General features: G+C 66.8%; 18 protein-coding genes. 6 read left to right on the top strand and 12 right to left on the bottom strand.

Features of this window, described 5'->3' with window-relative positions; genetic code table 11:
* The first annotated feature begins 15 nt into the window (after positions 1 to 15).
* Together AB4Z42_RS23345 and AB4Z42_RS23340 are read left to right on the top strand one after the other, a co-directional pair.
* Positions 16 to 2,775, top strand: coding sequence for a helix-turn-helix transcriptional regulator (locus AB4Z42_RS23345; protein WP_442011609.1), 2,760 nt, complete (start codon positions 16 to 18; stop codon positions 2,773 to 2,775).
* Positions 2,776 to 2,875: 100 nt separating this feature from the next.
* A complete protein-coding gene (locus AB4Z42_RS23340) occupies positions 2,876 to 3,100 on the top strand; it encodes a hypothetical protein (protein ID WP_442011608.1) in 225 nt (74 codons plus the stop codon).
* Here AB4Z42_RS23340 and AB4Z42_RS23335 read toward each other — a convergent pair.
* The 4 genes from AB4Z42_RS23335 to AB4Z42_RS23320 form a co-directional block, all read right to left on the bottom strand.
* Entirely contained in the window at positions 3,092 to 4,405 is a 1,314-nt protein-coding gene (locus AB4Z42_RS23335; protein ID WP_442011607.1) for a PhoH family protein, read from the bottom strand. The genes AB4Z42_RS23340 and AB4Z42_RS23335 overlap by 9 nt on opposite strands.
* A gap of 190 nt (positions 4,406 to 4,595) precedes the next feature.
* Positions 4,596 to 5,423, bottom strand: a complete 828-nt coding sequence (locus tag AB4Z42_RS23330; RefSeq protein WP_442011606.1) for an acyl-ACP desaturase — start codon at positions 5,421 to 5,423, stop codon at positions 4,596 to 4,598.
* A gap of 54 nt (positions 5,424 to 5,477) precedes the next feature.
* Positions 5,478 to 6,926, bottom strand: a complete 1,449-nt coding sequence (locus AB4Z42_RS23325; RefSeq protein ID WP_442011605.1) for a glycine hydroxymethyltransferase — start codon at positions 6,924 to 6,926, stop codon at positions 5,478 to 5,480.
* A 26-nt stretch (positions 6,927 to 6,952) separates the two neighbouring features.
* Positions 6,953 to 8,155: a DUF885 domain-containing protein gene (locus tag AB4Z42_RS23320; protein WP_442011604.1), complete on the bottom strand. Its 1,203-nt coding sequence runs from the start codon at positions 8,153 to 8,155 to the stop codon at positions 6,953 to 6,955.
* A gap of 30 nt (positions 8,156 to 8,185) precedes the next feature.
* Between AB4Z42_RS23320 and coaA the strand changes: the two genes are divergently transcribed.
* On the top strand, positions 8,186 to 9,124 hold the full coding sequence (gene coaA, locus AB4Z42_RS23315) for a type I pantothenate kinase (RefSeq protein ID WP_442011603.1): 939 nt from the start codon (positions 8,186 to 8,188) through the stop codon (positions 9,122 to 9,124).
* A 21-nt stretch (positions 9,125 to 9,145) separates the two neighbouring features.
* On the opposite strand, the gene AB4Z42_RS23310 is transcribed toward coaA, so the two are convergent.
* The 4 genes from AB4Z42_RS23310 to AB4Z42_RS23295 form a co-directional block, all read right to left on the bottom strand.
* The gene (locus AB4Z42_RS23310; RefSeq protein ID WP_442011602.1) at positions 9,146 to 9,556 is read right to left on the bottom strand and encodes a hypothetical protein; all 411 of its coding nucleotides are present in this window, start codon (positions 9,554 to 9,556) and stop codon (positions 9,146 to 9,148) included.
* 91 nt (positions 9,557 to 9,647) lie between these two features.
* Entirely contained in the window at positions 9,648 to 10,061 is a 414-nt protein-coding gene (locus tag AB4Z42_RS23305; RefSeq protein WP_442011601.1) for a hypothetical protein, read from the bottom strand.
* An 83-nt stretch (positions 10,062 to 10,144) separates the two neighbouring features.
* Positions 10,145 to 11,497, bottom strand: coding sequence for a hypothetical protein (locus AB4Z42_RS23300; RefSeq protein ID WP_442011600.1), 1,353 nt, complete (start codon positions 11,495 to 11,497; stop codon positions 10,145 to 10,147).
* Between the two features lie 114 nt (positions 11,498 to 11,611).
* Positions 11,612 to 12,403, bottom strand: coding sequence for a (2Z,6E)-farnesyl diphosphate synthase (locus AB4Z42_RS23295; protein ID WP_442011599.1), 792 nt, complete (start codon positions 12,401 to 12,403; stop codon positions 11,612 to 11,614).
* 54 nt (positions 12,404 to 12,457) lie between these two features.
* Here AB4Z42_RS23295 and trhA point away from each other — a divergent pair, with 54 nt between their 5' ends.
* Positions 12,458 to 13,192, top strand: a complete 735-nt coding sequence (trhA, locus tag AB4Z42_RS23290) for a PAQR family membrane homeostasis protein TrhA (protein ID WP_442011712.1) — start codon at positions 12,458 to 12,460, stop codon at positions 13,190 to 13,192.
* Between the two features lie 51 nt (positions 13,193 to 13,243).
* Here the strand turns inward: trhA and AB4Z42_RS23285 are convergent, their stop codons facing one another.
* The 4 genes from AB4Z42_RS23285 to mca are packed head-to-tail and all read right to left on the bottom strand — an operon-like array spanning position 13,244 to position 16,736.
* Positions 13,244 to 13,615 carry a nuclear transport factor 2 family protein gene (locus AB4Z42_RS23285; protein ID WP_442011598.1) on the bottom strand — a complete coding sequence of 124 codons (372 nt, stop codon included), beginning with the start codon at positions 13,613 to 13,615 and terminating at the stop codon, positions 13,244 to 13,246.
* A 10-nt stretch (positions 13,616 to 13,625) separates the two neighbouring features.
* On the bottom strand, positions 13,626 to 15,638 hold the full coding sequence (locus tag AB4Z42_RS23280; RefSeq protein ID WP_442011597.1) for a thioredoxin domain-containing protein: 2,013 nt from the start codon (positions 15,636 to 15,638) through the stop codon (positions 13,626 to 13,628).
* Positions 15,622 to 15,867, bottom strand: a complete 246-nt coding sequence (locus tag AB4Z42_RS23275; RefSeq protein WP_442011596.1) for a hypothetical protein — start codon at positions 15,865 to 15,867, stop codon at positions 15,622 to 15,624. Before AB4Z42_RS23275 ends, AB4Z42_RS23280 begins: the two co-directional genes overlap by 17 nt.
* Positions 15,864 to 16,736, bottom strand: a complete 873-nt coding sequence (gene mca, locus AB4Z42_RS23270; protein WP_442011711.1) for a mycothiol conjugate amidase Mca — start codon at positions 16,734 to 16,736, stop codon at positions 15,864 to 15,866. Before mca ends, AB4Z42_RS23275 begins: the two co-directional genes overlap by 4 nt.
* Before the next feature lie 125 nt (positions 16,737 to 16,861).
* Between mca and AB4Z42_RS23265 the strand changes: the two genes are divergently transcribed.
* Both AB4Z42_RS23265 and greA read left to right on the top strand, forming a co-directional pair.
* Positions 16,862 to 17,281: a DUF4307 domain-containing protein gene (locus AB4Z42_RS23265; RefSeq protein WP_442011595.1), complete on the top strand. Its 420-nt coding sequence runs from the start codon at positions 16,862 to 16,864 to the stop codon at positions 17,279 to 17,281.
* Positions 17,282 to 17,516: 235 nt separating this feature from the next.
* Complete coding sequence (greA, locus tag AB4Z42_RS23260; RefSeq protein WP_442011594.1) at positions 17,517 to 18,011, top strand: transcription elongation factor GreA; 495 nt, start codon at positions 17,517 to 17,519, stop codon at positions 18,009 to 18,011.
* The last annotated feature ends 30 nt before the right edge of the window (positions 18,012 to 18,041 follow it).

The following is an 18,041-nucleotide window of genomic DNA, read 5'->3' as shown; positions in this document are numbered from 1 at the left end:
GACCGGGAACTGGGGATGCCGGTGGCTGGCTTAGATAGCCGCCCGATTGAAGGTCGTGCAGTCGAGTCGTTTTTGACGTCGATTGCCGTTGGACCTTCGGCTCTGCTCATCGAAGGTGAGCCGGGAATCGGTAAGACGACCTTGTGGCTGGCAGCCGTCGAACAGGCGACGGCCCGCGGCTTTCGCGTCCTCTCCACCCGTGCCGCGGCCGCCGAATCCGTTCTGGCGCATACGGCCCTGGCAGACATGCTCGACGACGTCGACTCGGGCACGTGGGCCGACCTGCCCGCCCCGCAACTACTCGCCGTCGACCAAGTGCTGCTGCGTGCGAACACCGGCGACGTGACCGACCAGCGGGCCGTCGCGGCCGCATTCCTTGCGGTGATAGAGAGACTCGCCGAATCCGGCCCGGTGTTGTTGGCCATCGACGATCTGCAGTGGCTCGATCCGTCCAGTGTTCACGTGCTCGCGTTCGCCGCACGACGGCTCACCGGACCGGTTGGAGTGCTCGGGTGTGTGCGCACCGAGATTTACGAAGGCGCGGGCGCAGCGTGGCTGCAGTTGCCGAGACCGGAAGCCGTCAATCGTATTCGCCTGAATCCCTTGAGCATTCACGAGCTGCACGCCGCGGTCTCGTCGCGTTTGCACCGTTCCTTCTCACGGCCCGCGATGGGGCGCATCTACGATGTCTCGGGCGGAAACCCCTTCTACGCAATCGAATTGGCCAGGGCACTGGATGACCAGTCCCACCGGACGACGGTGGCATCGCTGCCCCGCACGCTGAGCGATGTGGTCCGGAGCCGGCTCGGCGGTCTCGATCCCGACGTCCACGAAGCGCTGCTGGCGGCGTCGTGCATGGCGACGCCGACGGTGGAGCTCGTGTCGATGGCAACCATCAGCGGCGATGATCAGTTGATCCATCTGCTCGAAATCGCTGAGAGCAAAGGCATTATCGCGATCGACGGCAACCGGATCCACTTCGCGCACCCCCTGCTGACCAGGGGCGTCTACACCGAAGCCGCGCCCGCACGGCGCCGCGCGATGCATCGCCGGCTCGCCGAGATCGTCGACGAACCCGAGCTGCGGGCCCGCCACCTTGCGCTGGCAGCGACGAGTGGTGATGACGTGACGTTGCGCGCGCTCGACAAGGCCGCAGAGTCGGCACGTGAGCGGGGCGCCCCCGCCGCGGCCGCCGAGTTGATGGACCTGGCCATCGGCCTGGGGGGCGACGCGCCCGAACGTCGGCTTCGCTCGGCGCTGCACCACTTCGACGCCGGCGACCACGAGCGCGCGGCGGTGGTGCTGCAAGAGACGGTCGACCGGTTGCCCGCGGGAGATCTGCGCGCAGAAGCGTTGTGCCGCATGGCCGTAGTGTGTCTCTACACCGAAGGTTTCCTCGAGGCCACCAGCGTGCTGCAGCAGGCGCTCGATGATGCGGACGCGGACAGCCCGCTGCGGGTGCAGATCCTGATCACGCTGGCGCATTCGCTCATGCACGGCAACCGAGTGGCCGACGGCAGGGACACCGCGCAGCAGGCGGTCGACGATGCCGAGCGACTCGGCCAGCCGCCCCTACTCAGCCTGGCACTGGGCATGCGAGTCATGTTGGGCTTCATGGCCGGCGAAGGTCTGGACGACGAGAGTCTGGCGCGCGCACTCGAGTTCGCGGACCAGCAGAGCTTCACACCGCTGGTTTTCCGGCCCGCCATGCAGCACGCCTTGCTGATGGAATGGACCGGCGATCTGGACACGGCACGACATGCCCTCGAGGCGATCCGGCTGCGCTGCATGGAGAAGGGTGAAGAGGGCGAATACGTCTTGATCGCCCAGCACGTCGTGATGAGCTCGATGTGGGCGGGCGACTTCGTCAACGCTAACCTGGTCGCCGAAGATGCCGCCGAACGTGCACGTCAGCTCACAGGCAGCACCCCGCTGTTCCTGGCGCACAGCATGCGCGCACCGCTGGCCGTGTTCGCCGGGCAGGAGGCCGAAGCGCGGCGGATGATCGCCGAGGCACTCGAAATCGTCGGGCAGACAGGTACTTTCCGGCTCGGAGAGCGGCTGCTGGCCGCCCTTGCGTTCCTCGAGGTGTCGCTGGGCAACTATGCGGACGCCGTCGCCGCGGTTTCGCCGATGCTGGCGGCCTTCGATCCCGAGTCGACGCCGACCGAGCTTCCCGGCGCGATGTTCCTGCCCGATACCGTCGAAGCCCTCGTGCAGCTGGGCAGGTTCGCGGAGGCCACGCCCCTGGTCGACGCGCTCGAACACAATGGCCGCACATTCGACCGGGCTTGGATGCTCGCGGTCGGCGGGCGCTGCCGGAGCATGCTGCTGGCGGCGCAGGGCGACCTCGAGGGCGCCCATGCCGCGGCACAGCGCGCGGCGGCCGAACACGACCGGGTGCCGATGCCGTTCGACCGCGCGAGGACACTTCTGCTGCTGGGCCAGCTCGAGCGCCGGCTGCGCAAGAAGGACTCGGCGTCGGCCAATCTGGCCGCTGCGCTCGACGTCTTCGAGCGGCACAACATCCCGCTCTGGGCCGGCCGGGCCCGGGCCGAACTGGCGCGCGCGAACGTCGGCGCGCACAGCTCCGGCCAGCTGACACCGTCTGAACAGCGGGTCGCCGAGCTCGCCGCGTCGGGCATGAAGAACCGCGACGTCGCCAATGCGTTGTTCATCAGCCCAAAGACCGTCGAGGCCAACCTCGCCAGGATCTACCGCAAGCTCGGCATCAAGTCGCGCGCTGAGCTGGGCCGCCACATCGGCCGCACCTAGCGTGTCCCGAACTATAGGGAAACACCCTATTCCCCACCGCAGTTCTACGGCTTAGCGTCTAAACGCCGGAACCGAACAAGGCTTTTCTCCAGGAGGATAGGTGCACGTTGTCCAGGCTCCCTCGACCTCACTGCCAGCCGTCTCCCAGGGCGCTGCTCTGGTCACTACCGCGACCAGCCAACCCGCACTGCGCACGGGGTTCGCGGTACTGGGCTTGGTGTCGCTGATCGACCTGCCCAGAGCCGATCGGGCGGACCGAGTCCTGGCGTTGAGTGGTGCGGCGGCCGCAGGGTGGTTCCTGGTCCGGGGTAAGCGCTCAGGGTAGGGCGCCGGGGCTGAACTCCTCGAGCATCTCGGTGACCAGCGCGGCGATCGGAGAACGCTCGCTGCGCAGCAGGGTGATGTGGGCGAACAACGGGTGTCCCTTGAGCTTCTCGATGACAGCGGCCACACCGTCGTGACGACCCACCCGCAGGTTGTCCCGCTGGGCGACGTCGTGCGTGAGCACCACCCGCGAGCCCGCACCCAGCCGCGACAACACGGTCAGCAGCACGTTGCGTTCCAACGACTGTGCCTCGTCGACGATGACGAACGAATCGTGCAGCGAGCGACCGCGAATGTGCGTCAGCGGTAGCACTTCGAGCATGCCGCGCGACAGCACCTCCTCGAGCACCGCGGGGCTGGCCAGCCCCTCGAGGGTGTCGAAGACCGCCTGCGCCCAGGGGCCCATCTTCTCGCTCTCGCTGCCCGGCAGGTAGCCGAGCTCCTGACCGCCGACCGCGTACAGCGGCCGGAACACCACGACCTTTCGTTGGGTGCGGCGTTCGAGCACCGCCTCCAGGCCGGCGCACAGCGCCAGCGCGGACTTGCCGGTGCCCGCCTTGCCACCGAGCGAGACGATGCCGACGGATTCGTCGAGCAACAGGTCGAGCGCGACGCGCTGTTCGGCGGACCGGCCGCGCAGGCCGAAGACCTCGCGGTCGCCGCGGACCAGCTGCACCTTCTTCTCCGCGTTCACTCGGCCGAGTGCATGCGAGCTCCCGCCCAACAGCCGTATTCCGGTGTGGCACGGGAGATCACGAGCGGACTCGAGGTCGATCTCACCCTCGGCGAACAGCGAGTCGATCTCCTCCGCCGAGACCTCGACCTCGTCCATGCCCGTCCAGCCGGACGTGACGACGTCCTGGGCGTGATACTCATCGGCGGTCAAGCCGACCGCGCCCGCCTTCACGCGCAGCGGGATGTCCTTGCTGACCAACGTGACCAGCTTGCCCTCCGCGGAGAGGTTGGCCGCGACTGTCAGGATGCGCGCATCATTGCTGTCGGTCCGGAATCCCGCGGGCAGCACCGAGGGATCGCTGTGGTTCAACTCGACATGCAACGTACCGCCTTGTGTCCCAACAGGAATCGGCTGATCGAGCCGTCCGTATTCGAGGCGGAGATCGTCGAACATCCGCAGTGCCTGCCGAGCGAACCAGCCAAGCTCATGATGATGTCGCTTGGCTTCCAGTTCGCTGATGACCACCAGCGGTACCACGACTTCGTGCTCTGCGAACCGGGTACAGGCCCACGGATCGGACAGCAGCACGGAGGTGTCGAGCACATAGGTCCGCAAGGGCGAATCAGTCACGTAGCGCTCCTCGAGTTCGCGCGGCCCCACACGAACTTTCGGCGGACACTGCGGTACTGGGACCGGGGCCGGTCCTCTCGTGATCGAAACGATCGGTACCGCCCGGACAGCAGAGCATGTCGCTAGCCATCGGAAATGACGCTACTCCCGCGGCGGCATATGCGCCGCGCAGGCGCGCCGTGCCTAACTGTTAGCGCTGAGTGAACTGCGTGAGCTCGGGCTCATCGGAAAGACCCCACGCGGCGATGCGGTCGGAGATGACCGCACGCAGCTGCTCGGGTCCGAAGATGCCGGCTTGCGCCATGTGCGCGACCTTGTCGGCGTAGGCGTCGATGTCGCCGCCGACGACGCCGAGTTCGGCTGCCCGGCGCGCGATCGCGGTGATCGTCTCGTCGCGGTTGCTCGACAACAGGTGCGTGATGAGGTTGGCGAAGAACTCCTCGTGGCGCTCCTCGTCCTTGGCGATACGCCCGACGAGTCCCTTGAGCACGGGCTCGGTGATCTGCGCTTCGAGGTTGCGGCAGAACACGGCGTGCGCGCGCTCGAAGAACGCCATGAACACCAGCCGCTCGACCTGGCTGTAGGTGTCGGCGCGGTAGCCCTTCATCACATGCTCGACGCGCACGTCCTCGTTGGCCGCCGGGTCGATCTCGCGGGTGACGACCAGATAGTTGCGCAACGCGATCGCGTGCAGGTGCTCCTCGGCGGTCCAGCGTCCGATCCAGCGTCCGAACTTCTCCTCGAGGATGAAGCTGAAGACGAACTCGCGGTGGTAACCCGCGAGGTTGTCCTTGGTGATCAGCAGGATCTCCAGGGCATCGGTGACGGTCTTCGGCAGCGTGACGTCAGACGGGTCCCAGTCGTGTCCACCGAGAAACGCGAAGTTCTCACCCTGCTCGAACGGGACGTAGTCATGGGCGTACCAGAGGTCTTCGCTGTCGAGGTGACGACGAAGCTCCTGCTGCACGACCGGCTCCAGCTCGAGGATCAGCGCATTAGCTACAGGTTTCTGTCCCATAAAAGTAACTGTAACCCGAATTCACACGTTCTAGAAAATCGTGCGGCAGCGTGTCTACAACGTGAGGCCCGGGTACAGCGGGTTGGCCGCGAGCAGTTCCGCGGCGGCGGCGTGCACGCGATCGGCGGTGCCGTCGGCCAGCTTGTACTTGGCCTTCGAGGTGCCCTCGGGTTGGGTGTTGGACAGGACCTCGACCACCAGCTCGGCCACCCGGTCGAAGTCATCGGCGCCGAATCCGCGGGTGGTCAACGCCGGGCTGCCCAACCGGATGCCGCTGGTGTACCAGGCGCCGTTCGGATCGGCCGGAATCGCGTTGCGGTTGGTCACGATCCCGGAGTCCAGCAACGCCGACTCCGCCTGCCGTCCGGTCAGCCCGAACGACGTCACGTCGAGCAGCACGAGGTGGTTGTCTGTGCCGCCGGTGACCAGGCCCGCATCGCGCTTGGTGAACCCGTCGGCCAGCGCCTGCGCGTTGTCGGCGATGGATTGCGCGTACGCCTGGAACGACGGTTGACGGGCCTCGGCGAGCGCCACGGCCTTGGCGGCCATCACATGGCTCAGCGGACCGCCGAGCACCATTGGACAACCCTTGTCGACCGCGGGCGCGTACTCCTCGGTGGCCAGGATCAGCCCGCCGCGCGGTCCGCGCAGCGACTTGTGCGTCGTCGTCGTGGTGATGTGGGCGTGCGGCACCGGGTCCTCGTCGCCGGTGAACACCTTGCCCGCGACCAGGCCCGCGAAGTGCGCCATATCGACCATCAGCGTGGCGCCGACCTCGTCGGCGATCTCGCGCATCTTGGCGAAATTGACCCGGCGCGGATAGGCCGAATAGCCGGCGACGAGCACCAGCGGTTTGAACTCTCGGGCGAGCGCGGCGACGGCGTCGTAGTCGATGAAACCCGTTTCGGGGTTGGTGCCGTACTGGCGCTGGTGGAACATCTTGCCGGAGATGTTGGGCCGGAAGCCGTGGGTCAGGTGGCCGCCGGTGTCCAGCGACATGCCCAGCAGACGCTGGTTCCCGAGCCTGTTCCGCAGCGTCTCCCAGTCGGCCTCGGAGAGGTCGTTGACGTGCTTGGCGCCGAGTTCGGCCAGGCCGGGAGCTTCGACGCGGGTGGCCAGGATGGCCCAGTAGGCCACCAGGTTGGCGTCGATGCCGGAGTGCGGTTGGGCGTAGGCGTAGGGCGCACCGAACAGTTCGCGCGCGTGCTCGGCGGCCAGCGCCTCGACGGTGTCGACGTTCTGGCAGGCGGCGTAGAACCGGTGCCCGATGGTGCCCTCGGCATACTTGTCGGAGAACCAGGTGCCCATGGTGAGCAGCACCGCAGGCGACGCGTAGTTCTCGCTGGCGATCAACTTGAGCGAATCCCGTTGATCGGCAAGCTCTTTGCGGGTGGCATCGGCGATGCGCGGCTCTACGGACTCGATCACCCGCAGCGCGGCACGGTAGGCCTCGCTGGCGGTGTCGGCGTACTCGGCGCCCAGACCGGTGGACTCAGCAGTCATGCAGTTCAGCCTAGTAGGCCGAAATCTCAGGCCGCCCCCAGCGTCGACGGGATCAGCGGCTCGTCGAGCAGCCTGCCGAACCGCTGCGCCAGGGACACGTCATCCGGGCGGGCCTCCAGCCAGCCCCGCAGCAGCCGGTAACCCTCGATGTATGTGCTGGTGTAGGCCCGCCACAGCGGCGACGACAGAAAGCGCAGCATCTGCCGGGCCCGCTCGTCGTCGACCAGCAACCAGCGTTTGAGGAACTCGACGACATCGTCGACGTCGCGGTGCTCGTCGTGCAGCATCAGTGCGGCGTCCTGGCGCACATCGGCAAGTGCGGCCGCCGCTTCGGACACGGCCTGCGCACGGTCGCCGTCGAAACTCAGGCCCAGGTCGGCGTAGATCTCACCGGCCCAGTCACCCCAACTCGGGCCGATCGCCGCGTAGAGCGCCAGGTCGGCCAGACCCTCGGCCATCAGGCATTGCGGGGTGTTGACCAGGAAGATCGTCTGCTCGGCCTGCCCCTTGCCCGCCACCAGGCCGGCTTCCTTCCGGCAGTGCTCGGTGTGGTGGCCCGGGTACGACTCGTGGGCCACCAGTCGCGGCAGGTTGGCCATCTGCTGCTTGAGGTCGGCGTTGACGGCCACCGTCGAGGTGTAGTTGCCCAGGTAGTAGTTGAACCCCGACCACGGTTTGTCGGTAACGACCTCGTAGGTGATGGTTTCGGCGTCCGACAGCGGATACTCGGCGCGCACCCGGTCGCGAAGGGCGCTGGAGAAAGCGTGGATGCACTCCTCGAGGCGGTCGGGCGGCACCTCTTCGCCCGCGCGATAGTCGGCCATCCGCTCGGCGAGCGGCCCCGCGCCACCGAGGGCGTCGTCGAGCTTGGCGTGTGCCTGCCGGTACTGGTCGGGGTCACCCTTGCCGATGCGCACGTCGAAGTACGCCTCGACCTCATCGACGAAACCGACGTCTTCGCCCGCGAACTTGCGGCCGGCGCAGGCCAGTGCACGCAGGTGAGCGCCGATGAACTCTGCACGCCCCTGTTCCAGATCACTGCCCGCGTTCAGCTCGTCCAGCAGCTTCTCGGCCTGGCGGGCGAGGTCGGCGGCCTGCGGGGACGGCTCTGCGGCGACGATGCGCCGCAGTTCGGGGTCCCCGGTGAAGGAGTCGACGTAGCCTTCCTCGACCCGGTCGAAGCGCAACCCGAGCAACAGATATTCACGGATCAAGGTGGTGGCGTTCATGCGTTCAACGCTAACTGCAAGACTGGGCGTATGCCGCGGCTGAGCGAGCCGAGCCCCTACGTGGAGTTCGACCGGACCGAGTGGCGTGCGTTGCGTATGTCGACCCCGCTGAAGTTGAGCGAGGACGAGCTGCAACGACTGCGAGGCCTCGGTGAGAAGCTCGACCTTCTCGAGGTCGAAGAGGTCTACCTGCCGCTGGCCCGGCTGATCCATCTACAGGTCGCCGCGCGGCAGGCGTTGTTCGCCACGACCGCACAGTTCCTGGGCGAGCCGACGCAGAATCCGGACCGGCCGGTGCCGTTCATCATCGGTGTCGCGGGCAGCGTCGCCGTCGGTAAGTCGACAACCGCGCGTGTGCTGCAGGCATTGTTGGCGCGCTGGGAACATCATCCCCGCGTCGACCTGGTCACCACCGACGGCTTCCTGTACCCCAACGCCGAGTTGTCCCGGCGAAATCTGATGCATCGCAAGGGTTTTCCGGAGAGCTACGACCGCAGGGCATTGATGCGATTCGTCACGACGGTGAAGTCCGGCTCCGACGCGACGTGCGCACCGGTCTACTCGCACCTGCTCTACGACATCGTCCCCGACGAGAAGCAGATGATCCGGCATCCGGACATCCTGATCCTCGAGGGCCTCAACGTGCTGCAAACCGGTCCGGCCCTTATGGTTTCGGACCTTTTCGACTTCTCGGTGTACGTCGACGCCCGCATCGAGGACATCGAGCAGTGGTACATCTCCCGGTTCCTGTCGATGCGCGAAGGCGCGTTCGCCGATCCAGCCTCACACTTTCACCACTACTCGACCCTGACCGACGATCAGGCCGTCTTCGCCGCCCGCGACATCTGGCATTCGATCAACCGGCCCAACCTGATCGAGAACATCCTGCCGACCCGGCCGCGGGCCACGCTGGTGTTGCGCAAGGACGCGGACCACGCGATCAACCGGCTGCGTCTGCGCAAGCTCTGAAGCTTCCTGCGCACCAACGGGTTAACGCTTGATGCGGCGCCAGCCCTGGTACTGCAGTTCGGCCATGACCAGGGTGTAGACGCCGGCGGCCAGCGTCGCCACCACACCGAAGGTGGTCAGCGGGAACACCCCGGCGAGCACGAACACCACACTCGCGACGGTGTAGAACGCGTTGCCCGCGGCGATCACGATGCCTGCCTGTCTCACCGAAGGCCTTGCGGCAATGACGAAGACACCGACGGCGAACACGATGAAGAACGCGCTCATCGCGTATTCGAACACGATCGAGGTGCCCGACGACTTGGCCAGCCAACCGGCCAGCGGGATACCTGCAATGCCCATCAGTGCGCTGCACGTCGCGTCGGTGCGAAGCGCGAAGCGCAGGAACGAGTCGGTGGAGTTGCGCAATTTGGGAGTGCTTACTGCGGTCATGAACTTTCCTTTTCTCGGTGGGTGGGCGAACCGTTCCGGAGCCGACGGCGCAACCTCTTACGACGGCGGCTCCGGACCAGTCATGTGGAGGTCACGCCAGGCGGCGCACCCCGAGGTACTGGGCGTAGGCGAAGGCCAACGTGAGGACGGTGAATGCGATCGTCGCGACGACGCCGAGTTCGGTCAGCGGCAGCCAGCCCGCAACGAGCACGACGGTCACGAGAATCGCGAAGGCGATGTTTCCGGCCAGCACGACGGCGCCGACGCGGCGGACATCGGCCAGGCCGGCGAGCGTGTACAGCGTCGCTCCGTAGGCGACCAGCACCGCGCCCGAGATCCACTCGGAGGTCGGTGACAGGCCCGACAGCCGCGACAACGGGTCGGCGGCCATGGCGATCAGCAGACCGAGACCGGCGCACAGGGTGGCGTCGGCGCGGAGGGCGAACCGCAGCAGTGAGGCATCGGAACGGCTTTCCCGGACGGGCCGGGCGGCGATGGCGGTCATGGCATCGATGCTGCGCAGAGACCACTGCCAGATCGACACCAGACGCTGCCAGCTACTGCCAACCGCAGGTCAGCGACGTGAACCTAGTCTTGCGCGGTCACCAGGTTTCCGCGCAGATCGGCGGCGATGAGCCGGGCCGCCGCGTTCTGCCAGTTGTGCAACGACCGTTGCGGCACCTCGGTGACAAGCCACTGCCAGGCCTGTCGCGCCACCGGGTCGAGGCCTGCGGCGGTGGCGTTCTGGGCGTAGGCGCGCACACCGACGACGTAGGGGAAGTACAGCGAGTTGTAGTGGCGCCACTGTTCGGTCGTGCCGAACTCGCCGCCGTCACGCGGTTTGAGCCGGGCGATGCGATCGGCGAGCAGGGCCTTGAGTTCGTTGGCACGCTCCAGCGGACGGTCGGGAGCACCGCGCGCGGTCAGTCGCTCATCGATGGCGGGTAGGGCGGTCAGCGGACTGGCGACGAGCTTGGACAGATCGCCGTAATGGCCGAGGGCACGGCGGGTGAGCCGGACGAAGGTGTCCTCGTCGACGCCGTCGAGCGGGTTGGCCGATCGCAGGGGCAGCGCGGCACCGGTGCTTCGCAGCGCGGCCCGGTCGGCACGCAGCCCGGGTGAGCGGGAGAACGCCAGCCGGTCCAGCACGCCGGCCAGCGGGTCGGCCAGCACGTTGATCGAGATCGCGATGGCAAGGCTGGTGAACAGCAGCACCGTCAGCGCCGTCTGCGGGCCCGTGACAGCGAGGCCGATCAGCGCCTGCCCGCCGAACAGCACCACCACGACACCTGTGGCGACGAAGGAGCGCAGCATGTCGGCGCGCAACGCCTGACCCTCATCGAACGCGTCCCACATCGCGACGGCGACGCCGAGCAGTACGACGTCGAATCCCGTGGACGCCAACGCCAGCCAGCTCGGGACCAGCCCGAGCGGGATGACGATAATCGCGTTGCCGAGCGCGAAGAACAGCGTCGCGACAACGATGTAGCCCACGACCGGCCTCGGTTGCCACGGCCCCAAGACCGCCCGAAGCATCGCGCCGAGCGACGACAGCGAGATGACCGCGAACATCACCCAATGGCCCATGCGTATCGGGCCGTCGACATCGCCCGCCATCGCCGCGCCGATGAACGCACCCACCGCGACCGCGGCCACGGCAACCAACTCGCTCGCCCTGCTTCGCCAGCTGTCGCGTGGGCGGGACAGTTCGAGAAGCACCGCGAACCACGCGATGCCCGGCACCGTGACGAGATAGACCTCGATGTTGCTCAGCACCACTGAGCCGGTCTGGGTGCGAACGGCGTCCAGCGCCACCACCGTCGCAAAGCTCGTCAGTCCGACCGCGGCGAGCACCAGGACGGGTTTGCGCGGATCACGCGCCAGCAGATACAGACCCAGCCACCAGCTGAGTGAGAAGACGAGCGCTGACAGCGCAGCCATAGGACCCAGTGTCGCAGGGATGAGCGCTTGCGCGAAGACCGGATGGCCGTAGATGAGCGCTTGCGCGAAGACCGGATGGCCGTAGATGAGCGCTTGCGCGAAGACCAGATGGCACTACATGCCGTAGCGACGGTGACGCGCGGTGTAATCGCGCAGCGCCCGCAAGAAGTCGATGCGCCGGAACTCCGGCCAGTACGCCTCCGTGAACCACATCTCCGAGTAGGCGCTCTGCCAGAGCAGGAAACCTGAAAGCCGCTGCTCCCCCGACGTGCGGATGACGAGGTCGGGGTCGGGTTGCCCGGAGGTGTAGAGGTTCTCCGAGATGCCTTCCTCGCTGACGGCCTCGATCAGCTGCTCGCCGGTCTTGCCGTCGGCGAGCTCCTTGCCGAGAAGTTGGCGCACGGCGTCGACGATTTCCTGGCGGCCGCCGTAGCCGACGGCGACGTTCACATGAAATCCGCCGCCGTTGCCGCACGTCGACTCGACGGCGTCGCGCAACCGCCGGGCCTGCTCCTCGCCGATCAGTTCGAGGTCGCCGACCGTGCGCACGCTCCACCGGTTTTCGGGGGCGCAGATCTCCTCGACGACGTCGGTGATGATGCCGATCAGGGTCGCCAGCTCGGCGGGGTCGCGATGCAGGTTCTCGGTGGAAAGCAGGTACACGGTGGCCATTTCGACGCCGGCCTCCTGGCACCAGCGCAGCATCTCGGCGATCTTGCGCGCGCCCATCCGGTACCCGTAGCTGACATCTTGGTGACCAGCATCACGCGCCCAGCGGCGGTTTCCGTCGCAAAGCACCGCAATGTGGCGGGGTAGCTCGGACTTCGAGGTGGCCAGGCCCTGGCGCAACCGCATCTCATAGAGGCGGTACATCGGTTCCTTGAGTCGCGAAGGAATGATGGCCACCGAATCAGACTACTGTGGCGTTGAAAAACCCCCACAGCATTAGCGGAGGTGAGCGTGGTTCAGGTCGATGCCGACGAGGCTCAGCAGCAACCGGCGCGTGTCTACGCAGAGGATTTCCCCGAAGCGGTAGTAGACGGCGTCGCCAACTTTTTCCACAAGCCGCGATTGCGCGGCTGGATACATGTCTATTCGGCGGTCGTCGCCTTCATCGCAGGGGCGGCGCTGGTGTCGGTGTCGTGGTCGGTCGTGTCGACCCGTGCCGGGCTCGCAACCTTCGTCTACACGCTGACGATTGTCGCGATGTTCGCGGTGAGCGGCGCGTATCACCGGGTCGAGTGGAAGTCAGTGACCGCCCGCAAGTGGATGAAGCGACTCGATCACTCGATGATCTTCATCTTCATCGCAGGCAGCTACACGCCCTTCGCCGTGCTGGCGCTGCCCGAGTCGGACGGCCTTGTCCTGCTGGTGATCGTCTGGTCGGGCGCGATCGCCGGGGTGCTGCTCAAGATGTTCTGGCCGTCGGCGCCGCGCTGGGTCGGGGTGCCGCTGTATCTGTTGTTGGGCTGGGTGGCCGCGTGGTTCGTCGGGCCGATCATGCAGGGCGCGGGTATCGCCGCGCTGGTGCTGTTGATCGTCGGCGGTGCGCTCTACAGCATCGGTGGCGTGCTCTACGGCCTCAAGTGGCCGAACCCGTGGCCGAACACCTTCGGCCATCACGAGTTCTTCCATGCGTGCACGGCCGTCGCCGCGATCTGTCACTACGTCGCGATGTGGTTCGCCGTCTTTTAGTGATTTCGGCGTGCTGAGTCACGCTGAGCGTGACCAGCCACGCCGAATTCGCTAGACCTGGGTGACGTTCTCGGGTCCCCAGTAGGCCTTCATCGACGCGATCTTGCCCTCGTCGTTGAACGTCATGACGCTGATGATCTCGATGCGCATCTTGTTCTCGCCGAGATTGATGATCAGCGCCCAGAAGAACGCCACCTCGTTGCCGAGGGCGCGAAGCGTGACGAGGTCGGCCTCGGCACCGGTGGTCGGAAGAGCGTCGTAGAAGCCGCGCACGGCCTGACGCCCGATATGCACTTCGCCGCCGACGGGATCCTCGACGGTGCCGTCGGTGGCGTACAGCTCGGCGACGTCGTCGGCCCGGCCCTGCGCGGCCAGCTCCAGGTAGCGATGGACGGTCTTGGCGTTGTCTTCGGGCGTGGACATGCGCCGTAGGCTACACCGGCGCGCCGAGGGCGGCCGCGAGTTCCCCGGCGGTCGTCACGGGCAGGTCACACGTCCGGCCGCGACACACGTACGCGGCGTCGGCCCCCGCTATCCGATCGCGATCCGCCAGCAGCTCCGAGGAGTTCACCGGCCCGCCGACGACGATCGCGCCGCCCGGGGCGAGGCGGCGTGCGGCGGTCAGCAGCTCCGAGGCGACGGGGTCGCAGGCCACCGCGATCTGAATCGGCCCGCGCACAGCGGCTTCGGCGACGGCCAGCCAGTGCCCGCCCGAACGCGCGGCGCGCGCGAGGATGTTGGCAGCGCCCGCCAGCGTCGCTTCTGCCGCCGACGCGTAGGTGTCGGCACGCTCGGCCGGAGCCAGGTGCGCGGCCAGCAGTAGCGCCTCCGCGATCAACGACGCGCCCGACGGCGTCGCACCGTCGAGCGGGTCGGCCGGCCGAACCATCAACACCTCGGCGTCGTCGGCCGTGTCGAACCAGCGGCCGGCGCTCTCGGTGTCGGCAAAATGCTCCAGCGCGATCTCAAGCAGCGACATGGCCGAACTCAGCCAGGACGCGTCGCCCGTCAGTTGATACAGCGTCAGCAGCCCGGTGGCCAGTGCGGCGTGGTCTTCCAGAATGGCCGCGCTTTCGCCGACGCGGCCGCCGAGTCCGGCCCGGCGCAGCCGACCGTCGACAATGTGCAGATCGACGATCTTGCGCGCGCATTGCGATGCGGCGTCGAGGAATTCGGGCGCATCGAGTACCGCGGCGGCCTCGGCGAGCGCGGTGATCGCCAGCCCGTTCCACGCGGTGACGACCTTGTCGTCGCGGCCCGGCTGCGGGCGCGTCGATCGCGCGGCCAACAGCGCAGTACGTGACCGCTCGAAGCGATCCGGATCGTCGGGGTCGTTTGGCAGCTGCAGCACCGAACTGCCGTGCTCGAAGGTTCCGCCGTCAGTGACGCGGAAAAGCTGTGCGGCCCAACGTCCGTCGTCTTCGCCGAGTACCTGACGCAACTCGGCGGGCGTCCACACGTAGGTCAGACCCTCGTGACCGTCGGAGTCGGCGTCCAGCGACGAGGTGAACATGCCGTCCGCGCCCAGATCGTCGATCAGGAATCGTGCTGTTTCGCCGGCTATCCTGCGTGCCAACGGGTTTGACGTCCGGCGCGCCCAGTGCGCGTACGCCCGCAGGAGCAGGGCGTTGTCATAAAGCATCTTCTCGAAGTGCGGCACCACCCACGACGCGTCGACGCTGTAGCGCGCGAACCCGCCGGCCAGCTGGTCGTAGATGCCGCCTCGCGCCATCGCCGAGCAGGTCCGCTCGACCGCCTCCAGCGGCATGACGTCACCGGTGCGTTCGTGGTTGCGCAGCAGCGCCTCCAAGATCGCTGACGGCGGGAACTTGGGCGCCCCAGACTGATTGGTGACGAACCCGCCGTTGACGGGGTCCTCGTTCTGGAGCACCGCCGCGACGGCGTGGTCGCACAGTGCGGGCGTGATCGGCGGCCCACCCTCCGGCAACCCCGGCGCCATCGATCGCAGCTCGCCACTGATGTGGTCGGAGGTCTCCTCGACCTCGCGGCGGCGCGTGCGCCACGTTTCCGTGACGGCGGTAAGTAACTGCAGGAAGTTGGCCTTGGGGTAATACGTGCCGCAGAAGAACGGTCGGCCGTCCGGGGTGAGGAAGCACGTCATGGGCCAGCCGCCCTGACCCGTCAGCGCGACGGTGGCGTTCATGTAGACCGCGTCGATGTCGGGCCGTTCCTCGCGATCGACCTTGATGTTCACGAAGCCGCTGTTCATCACCGCGGCGACCGCCTCGTCCTCGAAGGACTCGTGCGCCATCACGTGACACCAGTGGCACGCCGCGTAGCCGATGGACAGCAGGATCGGCACATCCCGCGACGCCGCCTCGGCCAGCGCCTCCGGCGACCACTGCAGCCAGTGCACCGGGTTGTCGGCGTGCTGACGCAGGTAGGGGCTGGTGGCCCGCGACAGGGTGTTAGACCCCTGGCTCACGCTTGCTCTCGCCGTCGTCGGCCTGCTCGTCGGTTTGATCGGGTTCGTCGAAGGACTTCGGCAGCTTGCGCAGATGCCTGTTCATCGACCACACCAGCAGGAATGTGCCGATCAGCAACAGCACGATGACCAGAAGGCCGAACGGGCTGGCCTTGCCGAATTCGGGTCCCGTATCGCGTGGTGAATCCTGCGCGAGCAGTGCGACGATGGCCAGTGCGACGTCGTTCACTCGTCGGCCTCGATCCCCGCGAACAGATCGGTCTCGGGCAGTGACACCCGAACGCGGGAGCGGGCCAACTCGAATTCCTCTGTCGGCCAGAGCCGTTGCTGCCATTCGATTGGCGCCCGGAAGAAGTCACCGTTGGGGTCGATCTGGGTCGCGTGCGCGCGCAGCGCGTCGTCGCGCTGGGCGAAGTACTTCGAGCATTCGATGCGGGTGGTCACGCGCTTCTCGAAGATGTCCTCATGGGCTTCCCAGTGTTTGAGCCACTTCTCGAACGGGCCCACCTCGCCGTGCTTGGCGAACTCGTCCTGTATCAACTGCATGCGCTTCCGCAGGAAGCCGTGGTTGTAGTACAGCTTCTGGACGTCCCAGGGCTCACCCGCGTCGGGGAACCGCAGATAGTCGCCCGCCGCCTCGTACGCGGCGACCGACACCTCGTGGCACCGGATGTGATCGGGATGCGGATAGCCGCCGTTCTCGTCGTAGGTGGTCAACACGTGAGGCCGGAACTTGCGGATGACGCGCACCAGCGATTCGGTGGGCTCCTCGAGGGGCACTACGGCGAAGCAGCCGTCGGGCAGGGGCGGCGGCGGATCGCCTTCGGGCAGTCCTGAGTCGATGTAGCCGAGCCAGTGGTGTTCGACGCCGAGGATTTCGGCGGCCTTGGCCATCTCGTCGCGGCGAATCTCGGTCATCCGGCCGTGCACGTCGGGCAGGTCCATGGCCGGGTTGAGGATGTCCCCGCGCTCACCTCCGGTGAGCGTCACGACCATGACGCGCGCGCCCTCGTCCGCGTAGCGTGCCGTGGTCGCCGCACCCTTACTGGACTCATCGTCCGGGTGGGCGTGCACCGCCATCAAGCGCAGTTCGCTCAACCTGTTCTGCCTCATCTAGGTCTCGATGTGTCGCGAGCCGACATTCTCGAGAAGTTTCAACCACTACGAGTAGCCCTATAGTTCCAGTTCTGTAGATCCATCCGACCGACGGGCATGAAAACCAGATGATCGAGCGTCCCACCGCGCGCTACGGGCGGCAGCGGCTGACCCGACGTCAGCGTCGCCTGATCGCCGGATCACTGACCGCACTTGTCCTGGTGGCCGGGGTCACGCTCGCGATCATCGCCTCGGGGCGGTTCGGCAGTCCGGCCGAGGGCGAGCTCAGCGGCTATCGCCTGGTCGACGACCAGACCGTCGACGTCACGATCAGCGTCACCCGGGAGAATCCCGCACAGCCGGTGGTGTGCATCGTGCGGGCCCGTTCCATTGACGGCAGCGAAACCGGCCGCCGCGAGGTGCTGGTACCTCCTTCCACCCAGAAAACGGTGCAGGTGACGGCCGCCGTCAAGTCCAACAGGCCGCCGGTCGTCGGCGATGTGTACGGCTGTGGCACCGACGTTCCGTCCTACCTCGTGGCCCCGTAGGCCGCCGCGCGGGGCAACACAACAAACGCCGAACTGCGAATACGTGAAAATCCGCTGACCCCGCGGTGCTATCATGGATCGATACACGGTTCCCGCTGGGACCGTGTATTGCTGCTTTTAGTGCGCCGATTGCGCGCCTGCAAATGTGGCAATACATACCGAAGGCTCCCGGCGGCGCGACACAAACTACTTACGCCATAGAGCGCGAGAGCAACGACGACGGGAGCGCGACATCATGACCGACACGCAGGTCACGTGGCTGACGGAGGAAGCACACGACCGGCTGAAGGCAGAGCTCGATCAGCTCATCTCCAACCGGCCGATCATCGCCGCAGAGATCAACGATCGCCGCGAAGAGGGCGACCTCCGGGAGAACGGCGGCTACCACGCCGCCCGCGAGCAGCAGGGCCAGGAAGAAGCCCGCATTCGCCAACTCCAGGAGCTGCTGAACAACGCGAAGGTCGGCGAGGCGCCCAAACAGTCCGGTGTGGCGCTGCCCGGTTCCGTCGTCAAGGTCCAGTACGGGGACGACAAGAGCGATACCGAGACCTTCCTGATCGCCACCCGCCAGGAGGGCATCAGCGACGGGAAGCTCGAGGTGTATTCACCGAAGTCGCCGCTGGGCGAAGCGCTGATCGACGCGAAGGTCGGCGACGTCAAGACGTATACCATTCCCAACGGCAACACCGTCAAGGTGACACTGATCAGCGCCGAGCCGTATCACTCCTGAGCCGGCACCCCCGGGGGTTCGCACTACAGT

It is taken from the genome of Mycobacterium sp. 2YAF39, from assembly GCF_052114565.1.
In the GTDB taxonomy this organism is placed as follows: Bacteria; Actinomycetota; Actinomycetes; order Mycobacteriales; family Mycobacteriaceae; genus Mycobacterium.
This window is presented reverse-complemented; position numbering and strand designations above follow the sequence as displayed.